The sequence below is a fragment of the Providencia sp. PROV272 genome (assembly GCF_049901975.1).
In the GTDB taxonomy this organism is placed as follows: Bacteria; Pseudomonadota; Gammaproteobacteria; order Enterobacterales; family Enterobacteriaceae; genus Providencia; species Providencia stuartii.
Window position 1 is genome coordinate 2,232,269 of the sequence record NZ_CP096291.1, and the last position, 16,382, is coordinate 2,248,650.

The 16,382-nt window shown below is 40.9% G+C and carries 17 protein-coding genes; 8 read left to right on the top strand and 9 right to left on the bottom strand.

Annotation, left to right across the window (positions count from 1 at the left end):
- Nucleotides 1–175: 175 nt before the first annotated feature.
- Complete coding sequence (locus tag M1E93_RS10145) at nt 176–1,582, bottom strand: PLP-dependent aminotransferase family protein (RefSeq protein ID WP_036940254.1); 1,407 nt, start codon at nt 1,580–1,582, stop codon at nt 176–178.
- A gap of 151 nt (nt 1,583–1,733) precedes the next feature.
- Here M1E93_RS10145 and M1E93_RS10150 point away from each other — a divergent pair, with 151 nt between their 5' ends.
- Nucleotides 1,734–1,895 carry a hypothetical protein gene (locus tag M1E93_RS10150; protein ID WP_154598661.1) on the top strand — a complete coding sequence of 54 codons (162 nt, stop codon included), beginning with the start codon at nt 1,734–1,736 and terminating at the stop codon, nt 1,893–1,895.
- 229 nt (nt 1,896–2,124) lie between these two features.
- Here M1E93_RS10150 and M1E93_RS10155 read toward each other — a convergent pair whose 3' ends face one another.
- The 5 genes from M1E93_RS10155 to M1E93_RS10175 form a co-directional block, all read right to left on the bottom strand.
- Entirely contained in the window at nt 2,125–2,781 is a 657-nt protein-coding gene (locus M1E93_RS10155; protein ID WP_036940251.1) for a Crp/Fnr family transcriptional regulator, read from the bottom strand.
- A gap of 21 nt (nt 2,782–2,802) precedes the next feature.
- Nucleotides 2,803–4,071, bottom strand: a complete 1,269-nt coding sequence (locus tag M1E93_RS10160) for a NupC/NupG family nucleoside CNT transporter (RefSeq protein WP_014658360.1) — start codon at nt 4,069–4,071, stop codon at nt 2,803–2,805.
- Between the two features lie 26 nt (nt 4,072–4,097).
- Entirely contained in the window at nt 4,098–5,345 is a 1,248-nt protein-coding gene (locus M1E93_RS10165) for an adenosylhomocysteinase (protein ID WP_004919812.1), read from the bottom strand.
- Between the two features lie 154 nt (nt 5,346–5,499).
- On the bottom strand, nt 5,500–6,564 hold the full coding sequence (gene ada / locus M1E93_RS10170) for a bifunctional DNA-binding transcriptional regulator/O6-methylguanine-DNA methyltransferase Ada (protein WP_104873482.1): 1,065 nt from the start codon (nt 6,562–6,564) through the stop codon (nt 5,500–5,502).
- Nucleotides 6,565–6,650: 86 nt separating this feature from the next.
- Nucleotides 6,651–7,835 (bottom strand): MFS transporter, encoded by a 1,185-nt coding sequence (locus M1E93_RS10175; protein ID WP_014658358.1) that lies wholly within the window; start codon nt 7,833–7,835, stop codon nt 6,651–6,653.
- Nucleotides 7,836–7,958: 123 nt separating this feature from the next.
- Here M1E93_RS10175 and M1E93_RS10180 point away from each other — a divergent pair, with 123 nt between their 5' ends.
- Nucleotides 7,959–8,858, top strand: a complete 900-nt coding sequence (locus M1E93_RS10180) for a LysR family transcriptional regulator (protein ID WP_169342271.1) — start codon at nt 7,959–7,961, stop codon at nt 8,856–8,858.
- Here the strand turns inward: M1E93_RS10180 and M1E93_RS10185 are convergent, their stop codons facing one another.
- Nucleotides 8,859–9,647 (bottom strand): helix-turn-helix domain-containing protein, encoded by a 789-nt coding sequence (locus tag M1E93_RS10185; protein ID WP_230085216.1) that lies wholly within the window; start codon nt 9,645–9,647, stop codon nt 8,859–8,861.
- A 195-nt stretch (nt 9,648–9,842) separates the two neighbouring features.
- Between M1E93_RS10185 and M1E93_RS10190 the strand changes: the two genes are divergently transcribed.
- The 6 genes from M1E93_RS10190 (at nt 9,843) to M1E93_RS10215 (ending at nt 15,028) form a co-directional block, all read left to right on the top strand.
- Entirely contained in the window at nt 9,843–10,385 is a 543-nt protein-coding gene (locus tag M1E93_RS10190; RefSeq protein ID WP_004919796.1) for a GNAT family N-acetyltransferase, read from the top strand.
- A 218-nt stretch (nt 10,386–10,603) separates the two neighbouring features.
- Complete coding sequence (locus M1E93_RS10195; protein ID WP_004919795.1) at nt 10,604–12,031, top strand: Na+/H+ antiporter NhaC family protein; 1,428 nt, start codon at nt 10,604–10,606, stop codon at nt 12,029–12,031.
- A 17-nt stretch (nt 12,032–12,048) separates the two neighbouring features.
- Complete coding sequence (locus M1E93_RS10200; RefSeq protein ID WP_004919792.1) at nt 12,049–13,041, top strand: D-cysteine desulfhydrase; 993 nt, start codon at nt 12,049–12,051, stop codon at nt 13,039–13,041.
- A gap of 304 nt (nt 13,042–13,345) precedes the next feature.
- Nucleotides 13,346–13,783 (top strand): GNAT family N-acetyltransferase, encoded by a 438-nt coding sequence (locus M1E93_RS10205; RefSeq protein WP_004919790.1) that lies wholly within the window; start codon nt 13,346–13,348, stop codon nt 13,781–13,783.
- A 28-nt stretch (nt 13,784–13,811) separates the two neighbouring features.
- On the top strand, nt 13,812–14,324 hold the full coding sequence (locus M1E93_RS10210) for a GNAT family N-acetyltransferase (RefSeq protein WP_004919788.1): 513 nt from the start codon (nt 13,812–13,814) through the stop codon (nt 14,322–14,324).
- A 152-nt stretch (nt 14,325–14,476) separates the two neighbouring features.
- A complete protein-coding gene (locus M1E93_RS10215; protein WP_053110205.1) occupies nt 14,477–15,028 on the top strand; it encodes a hypothetical protein in 552 nt (183 codons plus the stop codon).
- A 118-nt stretch (nt 15,029–15,146) separates the two neighbouring features.
- On the opposite strand, the gene yqfB is transcribed toward M1E93_RS10215, so the two are convergent.
- A complete protein-coding gene (yqfB, locus tag M1E93_RS10220) occupies nt 15,147–15,467 on the bottom strand; it encodes a N(4)-acetylcytidine aminohydrolase (RefSeq protein ID WP_036940233.1) in 321 nt (106 codons plus the stop codon).
- A gap of 59 nt (nt 15,468–15,526) precedes the next feature.
- Nucleotides 15,527–16,357 carry an S-formylglutathione hydrolase gene (gene fghA / locus M1E93_RS10225; protein WP_104873480.1) on the bottom strand — a complete coding sequence of 277 codons (831 nt, stop codon included), beginning with the start codon at nt 16,355–16,357 and terminating at the stop codon, nt 15,527–15,529.
- Between the last annotated feature and the right edge of the window lie 25 nt (nt 16,358–16,382).

Consider the following 16,382-nt stretch of genomic DNA (forward strand, 5'->3'; position numbering starts at 1 on the left):
GGCGATGGGGAATAAAATTAAAATGGATTAAAACAAGAAGTTAAAAAGTGGTATCAGGAAATAAGATATGAATGTTTGAAGCTAACTAGATGTTTAGATCTTATAAAACATCGACGCGCTCGTCAAGAGGCATTATGGTGCCCTTTCATCAATAAAAACACCATAATACCTTTAATTATAAACGGGTTAATTTTAATGTTTCCCCCAATATCTTTATTCCATTAAGACGCCTTGGGATCAACGGCAATGCGTAGTTAATACGTAAATGATGTGTAAAGCATCCATCAGATGAAAAGTGCTCTCCTGTTAGCACAATCACTTTATTGCGCTGTAAAACATCCATTAATTTACGGTTATCCACCGGAGGATGCTCAACCCATAATGAAAAGCCCCCTTGTGGTCGAGAAATCCGTGTCATTGGCGGAAAGTGACTTTCCACTAGTTCTCGATACTGGCATTGCAGCTCACTATAATGTTGGCGCATAGCGCGTAGATGTGGGAAATAGTGCCCATCACGTAAAAAGTTAGCCATAACTTGCTGCATAAATATTTCTCCCGAACAGTGAGACAAATATTTTAAGTGCATGACTTTTTCTTTATATTTTCCGGGTATCACCCATCCTGTTCGCACCCCTGGGGCGATTGTTTTAGAAAATGAACTACAAAGGATCACCTGCCCATCACTATCCAATGATTGGATCGTCGATGGGCGCGGATATTCATACGCTAATCCCGCAAGAATGTCATTTTCAATGATCGTCACGCCATATTGAGTTGCCAGTTGCAATAGCTGCTGCTTATGTGTTTCAGGCATGGAGCAGCCCATAGGGTTATTGCAAGTCGGTGTTACCACAATAGCTTTTACTGACCAACGATGAAAAGCCTCTTGTACCCGTTCTAATTTGATCCCTGTCTGTGGATCTGTTGGGATTTCAATAATTCTTCTGCCTAATCCATACAGTGTCTGCAATAAACCAGGAAATGTCGGTGATTCTACCGCTATCACATCATCGCCTTGCGTCGATGCTTGAATAGACAGCGATAATGCTTGATGACCACTTGTCGTCGTCACGATATCGTCAGGCGTAAACAGGGTTTTATGATCAGAAATATGATGAATTTGCTCACGCAATGCTGGCAATCCTTGTAAGCAATCATACTCTAACATTAAGCGATTTTTACGACGGCTGAGCATATTCATTTCTTGCCACAGCGGCTCTAATGTTTTGTTATCGATATTCGGAACCGCGCAAGATAATGAAGTGATATTATCGCGCTCTTCTACGCGTAAAAAATCAATAGTTGGGTTCCATTGAGCGATATGTACTGGTTTTTGTATGTAATTTACCGCCTTAGGCAGTAGAGCCTCGGTTTTGTTTGGAATAACAAAATAGCCTGATTTAGGTACCGCATAGATCAGTTGCATTTTTTCTAGCTCACGATAAGCAAGCTGCGCTGTTGTTAAGCTGACCTCATGTTCACGCCCTATCTCCCTCACTGAAGGAAGTTTTTCACCACTTAAAAAGTCTCCTCGATGAATTTTTTCCTGTAATGTCTGCGCGATCTGTTTGTACAGTAACATCATTCAGCCCTTAACCGTTTGCATATCGCATTAATGTAATACAAAACTACCCATATTTGATCTGTATTATGCAAAAAACGCTATCTGTCACTTTTTTATGATTATTCTCTATGCAAACCTAATTGTAAATTTAAAGGTACAAGGGGGTTATATGGAATATGAACATAACAAAGGTGGTAAACCTTATTCTAAATTAATTTTAATAGAGCCTATCGTTTGGATATTGAAAAAATTAACCAATCCAATAAAAGCGATTTATTATCACTTTAAAACCAGAAAGAAATTTGAAAAATATAAAAACCAAAAAATATAAAAATCAATAATTATCAATAGGATAAACAAAAAAGCATTTTCATATTAATGTTATCTATAAAAGTTTATTGATTCTTAATTATAGTTAACCCTAAGTGTAAAAAGCTTAAATTATTTTTATTTTTCCTATACTCGATAAATAAAACGATCGATTACGCTATGTTATAAGAAGCTATCCTTTTAATTCATGATGTTATTTTCAGTCATGAAATAGTGATAGCTTTCCTTAATTAACGCGGAGCTAATAAAATGATGTGGCCTTCTTGCTGTATGATACCTTGTTCTTTCAACTTAAATAAAACTTTATCCAAATGGCGACGTGAAGTACCTAAAATTGCGGCTAACGTCTCTCTCGGTAAACGAATTTGGTGGCTCGATAGTTGCGTTAAAATGTACAGCAAGTTCTTTTCAATGGAATCAACGGCGGTCATCAATCGTTGTTCTCCATTAATTAATGAGCGTTTCGCCAATTGTCGATTTAAAAGAATGGATAAGCGGTGGTCTTGAGATAACCAAACTAAAAAACTATCAGATGGGATACGGATCACTCGTGCGTCCGTTAATGCAATCACATCATAGCGATAATGTTTTTGCTGGCACAATGCTTCCATCTCACCAAGAAATTCACCTTTATAACAGAATGTTAAAGCGAGCTCTTTACCACTATCAGCGAGTTTGTTCACCACAAACTCACCTTCAATGATAATATAGGTGTATTGGTTTTCTGTGCCTTGATGGATCAGTTTGTACCCTTCTTGTAAATGAATGGTACAAAAGGTATTTTTGACTGAGGGTGGCGCATGACGAAATAACCAATCAACATCGGGAAGTAGCTCTTGTTCACTGAACTTTAGCCACAACTCGCGAAAAGGAGTTTCATCCATCATACCTGCCACCCATCACTATGATTAACCTAAAATTAGCCCTGCTATAGCACCGTTCATTAAGTTCGCCAAAATAGCCGCACCAAATGCTTTGAATGCAATACTCGTCAATTCACCACGACGTTCAGGACACATCGCACCGATGCCACCTATCGCAATCCCTATTGTACCTATGTTAGTAAAACCACACAGAGCAAACGAGAGGATCACTTGTGTCTTAACGCTCAATGCTTCGCCTGTCGCTGGCAAAATAGAACCATCTAAATAAGGCTGTAGATTAGCATATGCAATAAATTCATTGAATAATACTTTCTGGCCTAATAACTGCCCTGCGAACTGAGCTTCATTCCAATCAACGCCTAACAGCCATGCTATCGGTGAAAATAGCCAACCAATCAACTGGGTGAGCGAAATTTCATAACCAGTAAAGCTAGTTGCCCACATCATTATGCCATCGAACATTGCAATAATAGCTAACAAAGCCAAGAGCATACCCGCAATATTCAACGCCATACTAACCCCGACGCTAGCCCCCTGAGTTACCGCATCAATGCTATTACGGTATTCAGATTTTTCGCCTTTCATGGAGCTGACCGTTGTATATTTATCACTGTTCTCTTTAGTTTCAGGGTAAAACAATTTCGCAAACAGTAATCCTGCTGGGGCCGACATAAAGGAAGCCGCCAGTAAATACTCAATTTTCACGCCATACTGGGCGTAACCAAGTAACACGGTTCCCGCAATTGAGGCTATTCCCCCAACCAAAATGGTGAAAAATTCTGAAGAGGATAAATATTTTAAATAAGGGCGGATCACTAACGGCGCTTCCGTCACCCCTAAAAAAATATTTGCAGCTGAAGACATTGATTCCGCTCGTGATGTTCCAAGCAAACGGTGTAATGCTCCACCAATCAAGATGATCAGTTTCTGCATAATACCTACATGAAACAGTAAGGCCGATAGTGCAGATAAAAACACCAGTACAGGTAGTACTTTAAATACAAAAATAAACCCATCGGCACCAAGCAGATCAAACATTTTGTCAGTGGCTAAGCCCCCTAACAAAAATTGTGTGCCTGTTTGTGTATAGTCTAATAATGCGGTGACTTTATCCGCCATCCACATCATAACGCGCTTGCCAGCTGGCAGATATAACATACAAAATGCAAAAGTAAATTGCATTAATAGTGCGATGGAAACGAGCCGTAGGCTTATCCTACGGCGGTTGTTAGAACAAAGGTATGCAACCAATAATATGACAGCAATACCTAAAAGGCTATTCAGTATCGACATCAGCGTCCTCCGCCTACTTTTAACTTTTATTTCAGTTCAAAGGCATTTAAATACTGGTACTGCCTATCACTGAGAGTATCGAAGGAAACACCCATATCTTGTAATTTTAATCGCGCCACTTCACTGTCGATTTCATCGGAAACAGCATACACTTTTTTATCCAGCGCATGTTTGAGTAGATATTCTGCGCCTAAGGCTTGTAAAGCAAAACTCATATCCATAATTTCTGCTGGATGACCATCGGCACAAGCGATATTGACCAGTGCTCCACGCCCCAACAAATAAACGGTACGACCATTTTTCAAGCAGTAGGCTTCAATATTTTGACGTGCTTCATAGGTACTCACACACAATTCTTGCAACGCATTAAGGTTAATTTCGTCTTCAAAATGTCCGGTATTACTAATGATCGCCCCTTCTTTCATTAAACTGAAATGCACCTCAGTCAGCACATCACAGCAACCCGTTGCGGTCACAAAAATATCACCTAGTGGTGCTGCGGCTTCCATCGTCATGACTTCAAAACCATCCATCTTCGCTTCAAGCGCTTTGATTGGGTCGATTTCAGTAATAATGACTTCAGCACCAAGGCCTTTTGCACGCATCGCACAGCCTTTACCACACCAGCCATAACCCGCAACAACCACTTTTTTACCCGCAATCACTAGGTTAGTTGTGCGCATAATGCCATCAAACGTAGATTGCCCTGTACCATAACGGTTATCAAAGAGATGCTTAGACTGCGCCCCATTAATGGAGATCACCGGGAAATTTAGCTCATGGCTTTTTTCACGAGCCATCGCCCTTAACACGCCAGTAGTTGTTTCTTCACAAGCGCCAATAACATGACCTGCATATTCAGGATAAACACTGTGTAATTCATGCACTAAATCGCCACCATCATCGATAACGATATGAGGCTCACATGCCAGTGTCTCTTTTACAAATTGTTGGTATTCTTCGGCGCTAGCACCATGAATTGCAAATGTATTGATACCACTTTTCACTAATGCCGCTACGATATCGTCCTTAGTCGACATAGGGTTACTACCAGTCACCGATACTTTCGCACCGCCAGCGGCAAAAACTTGAGCAAGATAAGCGGTTTTCGCTTCTAAATGGATAGATAATGCAATGCGTTTGCCCGCAAAAGGCTTCTCTTTACTAAAGCGAGCTTCTAAAGCACGCAATAGCGGCATATGAGCACGTACCCAAGCAATTTTTTGTTCGCCAGCCGGCGCTAGAGATAAATCTTTATAGATACTTGTGACCATCTTAAATTCCTTTCAATATGTTGCTTAGAATGAAGCAAAACATACAAAACGAACGATAGTCACAATAGGTCATTTGCCCATATTAGGTTGAAAAAGTGTTAACGAGATATAATTATGGCAAACAATTTTGCGTTGTGATTATTTGTTAAACGAATCATTTATTCACCGCTTCTTTATCCAACAACTGACGTTTACGTGCAATACCCCAGCGATAACCGGACAAAGCGCCATCATTTCGCACCACTCGATGGCAAGGAATTGCCACAGCCAGCATATTTGCCGCACAAGCGCCGGCAACCGCTCTTACCGCTTTTGGATGACCTATCTGTTTAGCTATATCACTGTAACTGACCGTTGTGCCAACAGGGATAGTGCGCAATGCTTGCCAAACACGTTGCTGAAATGCTGTACCGCGAATATCTAAGGGTAAATTTAATCCAATTTCGGGTGCTTCAACAAAACCGATTACTTGTGCAACCAACGTTTCAAACTCACTATCTCCCCCGATTAATTCAGCATGAGGAAACTTATCTTGTAAGTCTTTGAGCAGTTTTTCAGGATCGTCGCCCAACAAAATAGCACAGACCCCGACTGAACTTTGCGCCACTAAAATATCGCCTAATGAGCACATGGCTAATGCAAAGTAGATTTTTGCTCCCTCGCCACCAGTTTTCCATGCTGTTGGCGTCATGCCTAAGCGCTCTGCCGAGGTTTCATAAAAACGGCTATCTGAACTAAATCCAGCATCATAAATCGCATCAGTAATACGCGATTGCTGCTGTAATTGCTGACGCAGCTTCCCATGCCGGTAAGCATCAGCATAAGCTTTTGGGGTAAGCCCTGTTTGAGCTTTGAATAAGCGATGAAAGTGATAGCGACTGATCCCCACAAAAGCGGCAATATCATCGAGTTTCACTGACGTACCGCTTTGTTCTATATAGCGGCAGGCTTGTGCAATTTTTTCTTGGTAAAATTGTTCAAGTTGAGCAGCCTCTTTCGTGCTACGTTTACCGGGCCGGTAGCCTTTATCTAACGCCTGTTGTTCGTTATCAAAAAACTCGATATTCTCTCGTTTCGGTAAACGCCCCGCGGCTGACGGATGGCAGTAAATGCGTGAAGTACGGACACCATAAACAAAATGACCATCCGCGGCTTTATCGCGGGCAACAATCGCTTGCCAACGTGCTTCATCACTTAACCATTTGTTTACTGTTGCCATAGTCATACTCCATTTCTATCGTGTGTTGCCGCCATTATTCGTTAAATAAGGCAGCAACAAACTCCATCTCTTGCTTTTTAGTCGCATTAGTCACAGATGCAGACCGCTGGCTGAGTACTTTCTTTTCGTAAGTTTTGACGTACTTTCAACCATAAAACCACAATACCTAATAATGCGACTAACGTTCCCATATAACTCACCGTTGAGTAACTGTAGCCGAATGATAATACGCTAGCCCCAATCGCTGCACCAATCGCATTACCGAGGTTAAAAGCGCCTACATTCACCGAAGATGCTAACGCTTGCGCCCCAACCGCGGCTTTCATGACTAAAATTTGCAAAGGGGGAACAATGCCAAAACTAAAAATACTCCACAGGGCTAACCCTAGTCCGGCACCTATTGTTGTCGTACCTATCATTGGGAAAATAACCATACTTAAGGCCAACATGCCAAAGAACACAAACAATGTTCCATATAAAGTGCGATCCGCAAATCGCCCACCAAGATAGTTACCGATAGAAAAACCGACACCGATAATCACCAGCATTAGTGTGATCATTGAGTCAGAAGCATCAATAAATTGCATTAACATCGGTGCGACATAAGTATACAAGGTAAACATCGCACTAGCTCCTAACACCGTACTTAACATGCCTAACATCACTTGGGGTTTTCGTAAAATACGCAATTCAGCCCGAACGTTGACAACTTGACCCTTTAAATGGCGAGGTAACGCCAAGACTAAACTAATGAGTGTGATAACGCCTAACCCTGAAATGACCAAAAAAGCCTGTCGCCACCCTATGACTTGGGTCAGTTTTGTCATCAAAGGTACTCCACCTATATTGGCGATCGTTAACCCCATAAACATCGCAGCGATTGCACTAGCTTGCTTACCAGGAGGAACAACACTCGCGGCAACCATTGCCCCTAACCCGAAAAATGCACCATGATTTAAGCTAGTCACCAATCGAGAAAGTGACAGCGTCACTAAATCAGGTGACATCGCAGATAATAAATTACCTATGGTAAATATAGACATAAGTAAGATCAGTGCGTATTTAGGGCGATATTTAACTAATACCAATGTCATTATAGGAGCACCAATCATGACACCTAACGCGTAAATAATCACAATTGATCCGACAGAAGGAATAGCCACATCCAAATTGCTGGCAATATAAGGCAACATCCCCATCGGGGAAAATTCAGTTACGCCGATAGCGAATGCACCTATCGATAATGCAAAAAGTGCGACATTGATTCTCATAAATAGACCTTGCTAATAAATACTTATTTTTTATTGAGTACACTAAAGTGGCGTGATCTTTTCATATTGATGTGTCATGAAAAAGCCGTTAAGGTGAGAAAAACTTTTGCCGGAATTGCAAAAATGAAAATGACCTTTGAAGAGTTGCAAGTATTTATTAGCGTGGTTGACTGCGGCTCTATTACCGCAGCGGCAGAACAGTTGAATATGACAATATCAACAGTTAGTCGTACCCTTCTTAGGCTTGAAGAAAAAATACAAACAACCCTGATTTATCGCACAACACGTAAAATTAAACTCAGTGATGAAGGGGGAGCATTTTTGCAAAAGGCGCGAGAGATAGTCCAGCTTGCTCAAGAAGCCGAAGAGATGTTATCAGCACGTCAAACCATTCCATCTGGGAAGTTGCGTATTGATGCGTCGACGCCTTTTTTAACCCGTGTAATAGCACCTTTGCTCCCATTATTTAGTGAGCAGTACCCACAAATTGAGTTAGAAATTACTAATTTTGAAGGGTTTACTAACCTATTAGAGAAAAAAACAGATGTCGCCTTTCGGATCGGCTCTCTAAAAGATTCATCATTAAATGCAACATTAATTGGTTATAGTCAAAAACGGCTACTTGCTAGCCCTGCTTATCTCAAAAAATATGGTGTTCCCAGCTGCGTTGATGATTTAATTCACCATCGTTTGCTAGGTTTTACTGCTCCGGAAACATTAAATATTTGGCCGATAAAAATGGCAGATGGCACACCACTTAAAATAACGCCAGATATTGCCGCAGCCAGCGGTGAAGTGTTATTCCACTTAGCGGTTCAAGGCTGTGGGATCTTACTTTCTTCTGATTTCGTTAGCTATGAGGCACTCGCAAATGGCCAATTAGTGCAGGTTCTAACTGAACAGACCGATGAGGTAAAACAACCTATTCATGCTGTTTACTATCGCAACCAAGCGGTTTCACCTAGGTTACGCTGTTTTATTGATTTTGTGAAAAAGCATGGCACGCAGATTGAGACAAGCTGATTAGTCAGTAACATCACGACGATGACCTTTTTTAAAATTAGATAAGGTTAGCCCTGTATGCCGTTTAAAATATCGACAGAGATAAGAGGTGTCCTCAAAGTTGAGTTGCGCCGCCACTTCTTTGATTGATTTATCTCCACCACCTAACAACGCTTTGATTTCGAGCACAACTTGCCTATCAATCAACGCCTTTGGGGTATCATTAAAAAAATCGCTGGTGATTTGAGACAAATAAAATGGTGTGACGGCTAATTTCCGTGCATAAAATTGGACGTCTCGATGCTCTTTACAATACTGTGTGATCATATCCCAAAAACGCCAGCACAACTGTTCTTTACGGCTTTGTTGTGCTTTTTGTTTAAGGGGTGTTGGTGGCATTTTATTGGCTATCAATAGAAAGAAATTTTGCACATGATGGCATAACATGGTCGTTACGTATTCGCCCTGTTGTTGAATAATAAAATCGAATAACGCTTGCCATTGCTGTAACGCAGCCAAATCAGCTTGCTCCACAGATAGCACCGGTGACGCATTAAAAAATGCAAACAGTGGATTTGGTAACTGAAAAGCGACATCAACTGCAAAATCCTTTTCAAGTAAAAAATAATCAAACAGAGAAGCCCCTGAACACTGTTGCACCATGACAAACGTATCGTCATACAACACAATGATGTCATTTGCTTTTACGACATATTTTTTAAAATTAATATTAAAAACGGCTCTTCCTCTTTTACAAATCAATACGGCGACATAGGTTGGTACAAGTGGCGTTAACTGTGATCTTACCAACGTTGTCTCCCCCTTGCTTATAACATGAGGTACACAATATCGGTGATTAAATGAGTTCAGCATGCAGGCCCTCTGTGAGCGTCAATATGGATAATGTGTTGGCAAAAGTACCTAAAGTAACGAGGTTTTGCGCTTATTTCTATCACAAAAATACCTAAAATAGGCAGTATCTAGAAAACAATAAGGAAAATCTCGATGAAACTTTATACTGAAAGGCTAATTTTGCGCCCTTGGCAAGAAAGCGATGCTAACGACTTGTATGAATACGCGAAAGATGAACGTGTTGGACCTATCGCGGGTTGGCCCCCTCATAAAAGTGTTGAAGAAAGCCGCTCCATCATCAAAACGATGTTTATGCGTGACGAAGTTTATGCTGTCGCTTTAAAAGAAGATAACCGTGCTATTGGTTTAATTGGTCTATCCATGCAGGCTGATAGCCAATTACCTATCGGAAAAAACGATGCTGAAATCAGTTATTGGATAGGAGTGCCATTCTGGGGGCGAGGCTTAATCCCTGAAGCGGTTCGCGAGATCATTCGCCACGGATTTGCCGATTTAAAATTAGAGAACTTATGGAGTGGTTATTTTCAAGGCAATCTGCAATCTAAAGCCGTTCAAGAAAAATGCGGATTAACCCATTACGGCACCCTTGAACCCAAATACATGGAATTAATAGGTGAAACGAAAATTGAAGAAATAAGTCGGATCACTTATCAAGAATGGAAAAACCGCACATAATTTCTTTGTTCATAAACAACAGTAAAAGAGCTATTGCCTAATGGCTCTTTTGCCTATAACTATCATTTTTATACACTTCCGGTCGATTCATGCCGACTTTTTTGTTACAAAACGCTGCGAATAAACAGTTATCTATTCATTAATCTTACCTATCAGTGCTATGATTTTTCGATAATTATAATTTTAAAATAAAAAATTCATTGCAAATAGGTAACCACATGCAAGATTATGGTATTTGGACAGTTATTACTCCCATCGTCACTATTCTGTTGGCGATCCTCACCCGCCAAGTCATGCTTTCGCTCATGCTAGGGATCTTGGTCGGCTTTACCGTTATTCATGACCACAATATATTGCTTGGGATCAAAGGAACTGTCGATGGCGTTATTGATACCTTCGCATCACCGGGAAATACACGCACGATAGTCTTTATGGTGATGATTGGTGGAATTATGCGCTTAGTTGTAGTCACGGGAGGCGTTCGCGCATTAGTCCAACTACTTTCCAATCGGACACAGCTAGTCAAAAACCGAGTCACCACTCAACTTTTGGCTATTTTGATCACCTCATTAATTTTCATAGAAAGCTCCATTAATCAGCTAGTCGCAGGCGCTTCGACTAAAAACCTCGCACGCAAATACGCCGTCGCACCGGAAAAAATGTCTTATATCATCCAAACCGCTTGTGTTTCTGTTTGCTCTTCCGCGGTTATCAACGGTTGGGGGGCAGTGATTATGGGATTAATTGGCGTCCAGATCTCACAAGGGCTTATCACTGGTGAACCTTTTGATATTTTGATTAAATCAATCGGTTATAATTTGATGGCTTGGTTGTCGCTTGCCACTATTTTATTCTACGTATTCACGAATATATCTTGGGGCCCAATGAAAAAGGCTGAGATGCGATATCAGGCTAATCATACCGTGGAAGCCGATTCTCAGCAGCATGACGCAGATGACGAAACGGATATTATTGATCATCCCAATGCTCACTCCGTTTTGAACTTTTTCATTCCTATCCTTTCAACTGTATTAATGGTTCCCGTTGCCTTGTATATCACTGGTGATGGTGATTTTAGTAAAGGAAGTGGCTCAACGTCCGTTTATTGGGGAGTCATGTTTGGTACAGCTGTCTCTTTTTGCTGGTTTATTGGGCGTCGATTGCTCAATATTGAGCATTTCTTTCAAGAATTATTCATTGGCTATGCCAATATGCTAAAAATCAGCTCAATTATGATCTTAGCCTTTTTAATGGGGAATGTTTCAGCGGAGCTAAATACAGGGACTTATATTGCCAGCGTCACACAAGGGGTGATGGCTCCCGGCTTCTCTATTGGCTTTGTTTTTATCATTAGCGCCATTATGTCGTTGGCAACAGGAACTTCATGGGGCACCTTTGCCATTATGATCCCTATTGGCGTGCAGCTAGGGATATCCGTCGGTATGCCTATTGAATATATGATAGGTGCCGCCATTTCTGGATCAATCTTTGGTGATATGACCTCACCCATTTCCGCTGATGCGATCGTCGCGTCAATGGCGACAGATTGTGATCATATTGAGCATATTCGAACACAAATGCCCTATGCATTAGTCACTGCAAGTATGGTACTCGCTATTTATCTATACTTAGGTTTTTCACATTAGTTTCCGAGGAAGTTGACATGTCACTACAACAAAAACTAGCCCAATTTACCAAGTTGAGTTTGAACAAAAGCTCGACTCCCCTTGAACGACTTGAAAACTTATCTCGTGTATATGGTCGTGAGATCTTTATTAAACGTGATGACATTTCGCCTCTCGCGATGGGAGGAAACAAACTACGAAAATTAGAGTTTCTTATTGCTGACGCATTAGAGAAAAAGGCAAAAGTGATTGTTACCGCAGGTGCAATTCAATCTAATCATGTGCGCCAAACGGCGGCAGTTGCGGCTATGTATGGGCTAAGATGTATTGCTTTACTGGAGAACCCTATACAAAGTGACGACCCTAATTTTTTGCATAACGGCAATAAATTGCTGACCAATCTATTTGGGGCTGAATCTGTCATGTGTGAGGCTTTAACCGACCCTCAAGCTCAAATGGAAGAACTCATTCAAACATTAGCATTAGAAGATGCTTATATTGTTCCTGTCGGTGGCTCTAATGCCCTTGGCGCTCTTGGCTATGTTCAATGTGCCATCGAAATTGCTCAACAAAAGCCTTTAGAAGTGGAGTTTGATAAAGTCATTGTGGCTTCGGGCAGCGCGGGCACCCATGCAGGTCTGGCTATCGGCCTACAAGAGCTGTTACCTCACTCTCAAGTTATAGGCGTGACAGTGTCACGCTTTAAGCAAGATCAGGCACCAAAAGTTGAAAAAATACAGCGGGAATTAGCTGAACTACTCGCTATTTTAAAAACGCCAGAAATAGCGCTCTGGGATGGATTCTTTGAACCTATGTATGGCATGCCAAATCAAGCAGGCCTAAACGCTATCACCCTACTGGCTCGCAGTGAGGGAATTTTGTTAGATCCTGTTTATACAGGCAAAGCAATGGCTGGTTTAATCGATTATTTAGAAAACTCAAATGAAAAAACGCCGGTTCTGTTTGTGCATACAGGGGGCGCACCAGCCCTATTTGCTTATCCCGAAATCAACAAAATAGTTAATCAATAATTAAAAACGGCTCATGCTATTGTGAGCCGTCTTCTCATTTACCGCGATTGACTTAGGCTGATAATCCCCTTCATATCCCCTATGCAAAACAACGTTCCCAACATCAATTGATCTATAAATCAGCGGTATTCACCTAGATTTACGCTTCTTAAACAAATAAGAAGCGCCATGGTTAAACACCGTCAATCAGCCAACCTGTTCATCTCCTCACTCTTTTTTCGCGCCAAAAATGCGCTATACGGACGTTTCTGTAGGCATTGAATAATGAGTTGTATAGACTAATTATTCGATATGGGAGGCAAAGATGAATCTTCAATTACGTACAATAACCAAAGAAAATTACGAAGCAATATCATTACTTGAGGTGTTTGAAGAACAAGAAGATTTTGTTGCTTCAAATACATGGTCTCTGCTTGAAGCAGCATATAATAAGGAGTATGTCACTAGAGGCATTTATCTGGGTGATACCCCCGTAGGCTTTTTTATGTGGGTACCGAAATCAGATAACACCGTTGCTATTTGGCGCTTTATGATTGATAAGTCACATCAAAATCATGGTATTGGCCGTCAAGCAATGGCGTTAGCCCTAGCAGAAATTAAGCAAGATAATTCATTGCAAGCCATTGAAATTTGCTATAACCCTAAAAATAGCGTCGCAAAATCATTTTACTCATCATTTGGTTTTCAAGAGATTGGGTTAGATGAAGATGATGAAGAAATGCTTGCTATGATGTACTTATAATATTAACAATCTGAAAAATAATATATTTATGAAAATCATACTCCGAAAAGCGACAGAACAAGACGCACAATTACTCTATAAGATAGGCATGGAAAGCTACCTCTATCACTTTGCAAAGCGATGGAAAAATGCAGATGAGCTAGCCAGCTATGTTTATCATGAATACTCTCCCTTTAAAATTATAAGTGACATGCAGCAATCGAATATTGAGTGGTTTGTGATTGAGAATTCCCAACCTATCGGGTTAGTCAAATTAACTTACCATTCCACTATCCCTGATGAAACAATTCAGGGAACCCAACTCAATAAGCTCTACTTTTTACCTAGCCAAACGGGGCAAGGCAATGGCTCCCTCGTATTTAAGCAGATTGAAGCTCTGACTAAGCAGCATGGTGATACCCTATTATGGTTAGATGTTCTCGCTGATAACCACTCGGCGCTCAGTTTTTATCAAGCAAATGGCATGCATAAACTCAAAGAGGTTATATTTACCCGCCATACTCAACAAAGCCTTGAGTTTATTATGGGGAAAGTAATCTAGTTTGCTTAGTGGACGATAATGAAAACCACATTTTCACTCAAGTAAAAGGGAGCTTATTGCGACGATGGGTCATTCGGAACTTGCCTACATGATTTCTGTTTTTTATATAATAAAATTTGCGCGACAAATCATAGAGAAAGGAGTAGCTTGTCATGACGCCAGAACAATTTCATGAGCAAATTTGGAAGGCATTAAAGCCCATCAATAAAGAAGAATTTCACGCCGTTGCCTCAGTTCCACCAACGGCAGAAGCTGTCTCTTTTATTGAGACATCAACGGGGATTAAAATTCCTGAAGAATTCGCCACATTCTCAATGAAAACCAATGGGCTATGCATTATGGCCAAAGAGTCTGTATGGCCTGAAGCAAAATTATTTGATGTGGCTCCTGCATGGACATTCCATTGTGGTGTAGTGATCCTTGGTATAGATACCGATGATCTCCCTGAATGGGCAAGTATTTTAGAAGCTTATAAACAGCTTGTTGAGCGTTTTGAAATCACAGATGTTCTCCCTTTACTCACAATCTATGGTGACGGTAATCATGTATGGGGTGTTCGCAAAGATGGTGCCTTTGTCGAAGTCTATGATGATGAAATCACTGTACTCGATAAAGAGTTTACTGACGTTTATTCTGAAGAAATCGAAGCCTTGATGCAGCGACTCAATGATATGAAAAAACGCGTCGCCGCACGCCAAAAATAATTTTTAACCACGGTATGAGGGGCTTTTTCCTTAAATAGCCTCTCCTCAATACCATTTAATTGCCCTCCAAACATGTGCTTAAAAATAAAGCTATCTCAATCTTTTCGTTCAATTAATCCTATTCCACTAAACGGTAATGGATAACAAACAGTGATTGCTCTGTTGGATAAATTTCACGAATAAGGCTTTTTAAATTATCCAGCGTCATCGCCTCCTGTGTTGCGTGATACTCCGAAATATCATCGTAATCGATCGGTTCAACAGAGAGGATTTCTATATCCGTATAGTACTTCCCCGTTTCAAGAGCAAACACCTTAACAACTGAGTGCGGTACGTAATGGCTTTCATGTTGATCACGAATAGTAATGACTTTTTTACCTGAGATAACCAAAGGTAGCAGCCGCTCATAAAACGTGATTGTGTCTGGCACTGTATTCACATCAAATCCCTGTATAAAAAATAGGGGTTGGTGATGACAATTTCATCACCAACCGATAATTACGACTTAAGATAACGTGCATGAAATGCAATATGATCACCAATAAAGCTAGCAATAAAATAATAGCTGTGGTCATAGCCTTCACGTAAATTCAATGTAAAATTATGGCGTTTACGATTGCACACTTCATCAAATAATTCAGGTTGTAATTGTTCTTGGTAAAAAGGATCTGCCGTTCCCACATCAACCAACATCGGTGGTGTCGATTGCGCCTCATTCAATAAATTGATGGTATCATAGCGAGACCAAAGCGATTTATCCTCACCTAGATAAGCAGAAAATGCCTTTTGCCCCCATGGTACTTGTGTGGGAGCAACGATTGGCGCAAAAGCCGATAAACTACAGTAACGGTCTGAGTTACGTAGGCCAATCATCAATGCACCATGTCCCCCCATAGAATGCCCACAAATGGCACGTTTACCATTGGCGGGTAAGTTCGCTTCGACCAATGCGGGCAGTTCGGAGACAATATAGTCATACATTTTATAATGGCTAACCCAGGGTTCTCTTATTGCATTTAAATAGAACCCTGCACCTTGCCCTAAATCATATGCCTCATCATCAGCAACCTGTTCACCTCGAGGGCTGGTATCAGGTGCGATCAAAATAACACCATGCTCTGCTGCAAACTGCTGTGCGCCAGCTTTTGTAATAAAGTTTTGTTCATTACAAGTTAAACCCGATAACCAGTAAATAACCGGGTATTGTTTGTTCGCTGCCTCAGAAGGTAAAAAAGCCGCAAACCTCATATCGCAATTCAATACGGTAGAATGGTGCTGATAGACATCTTGCCAGCCGCCAAAACAGGCGTGACGTTCAATCCTTTCCATACAATCTCCTTATCAATTTGAATGT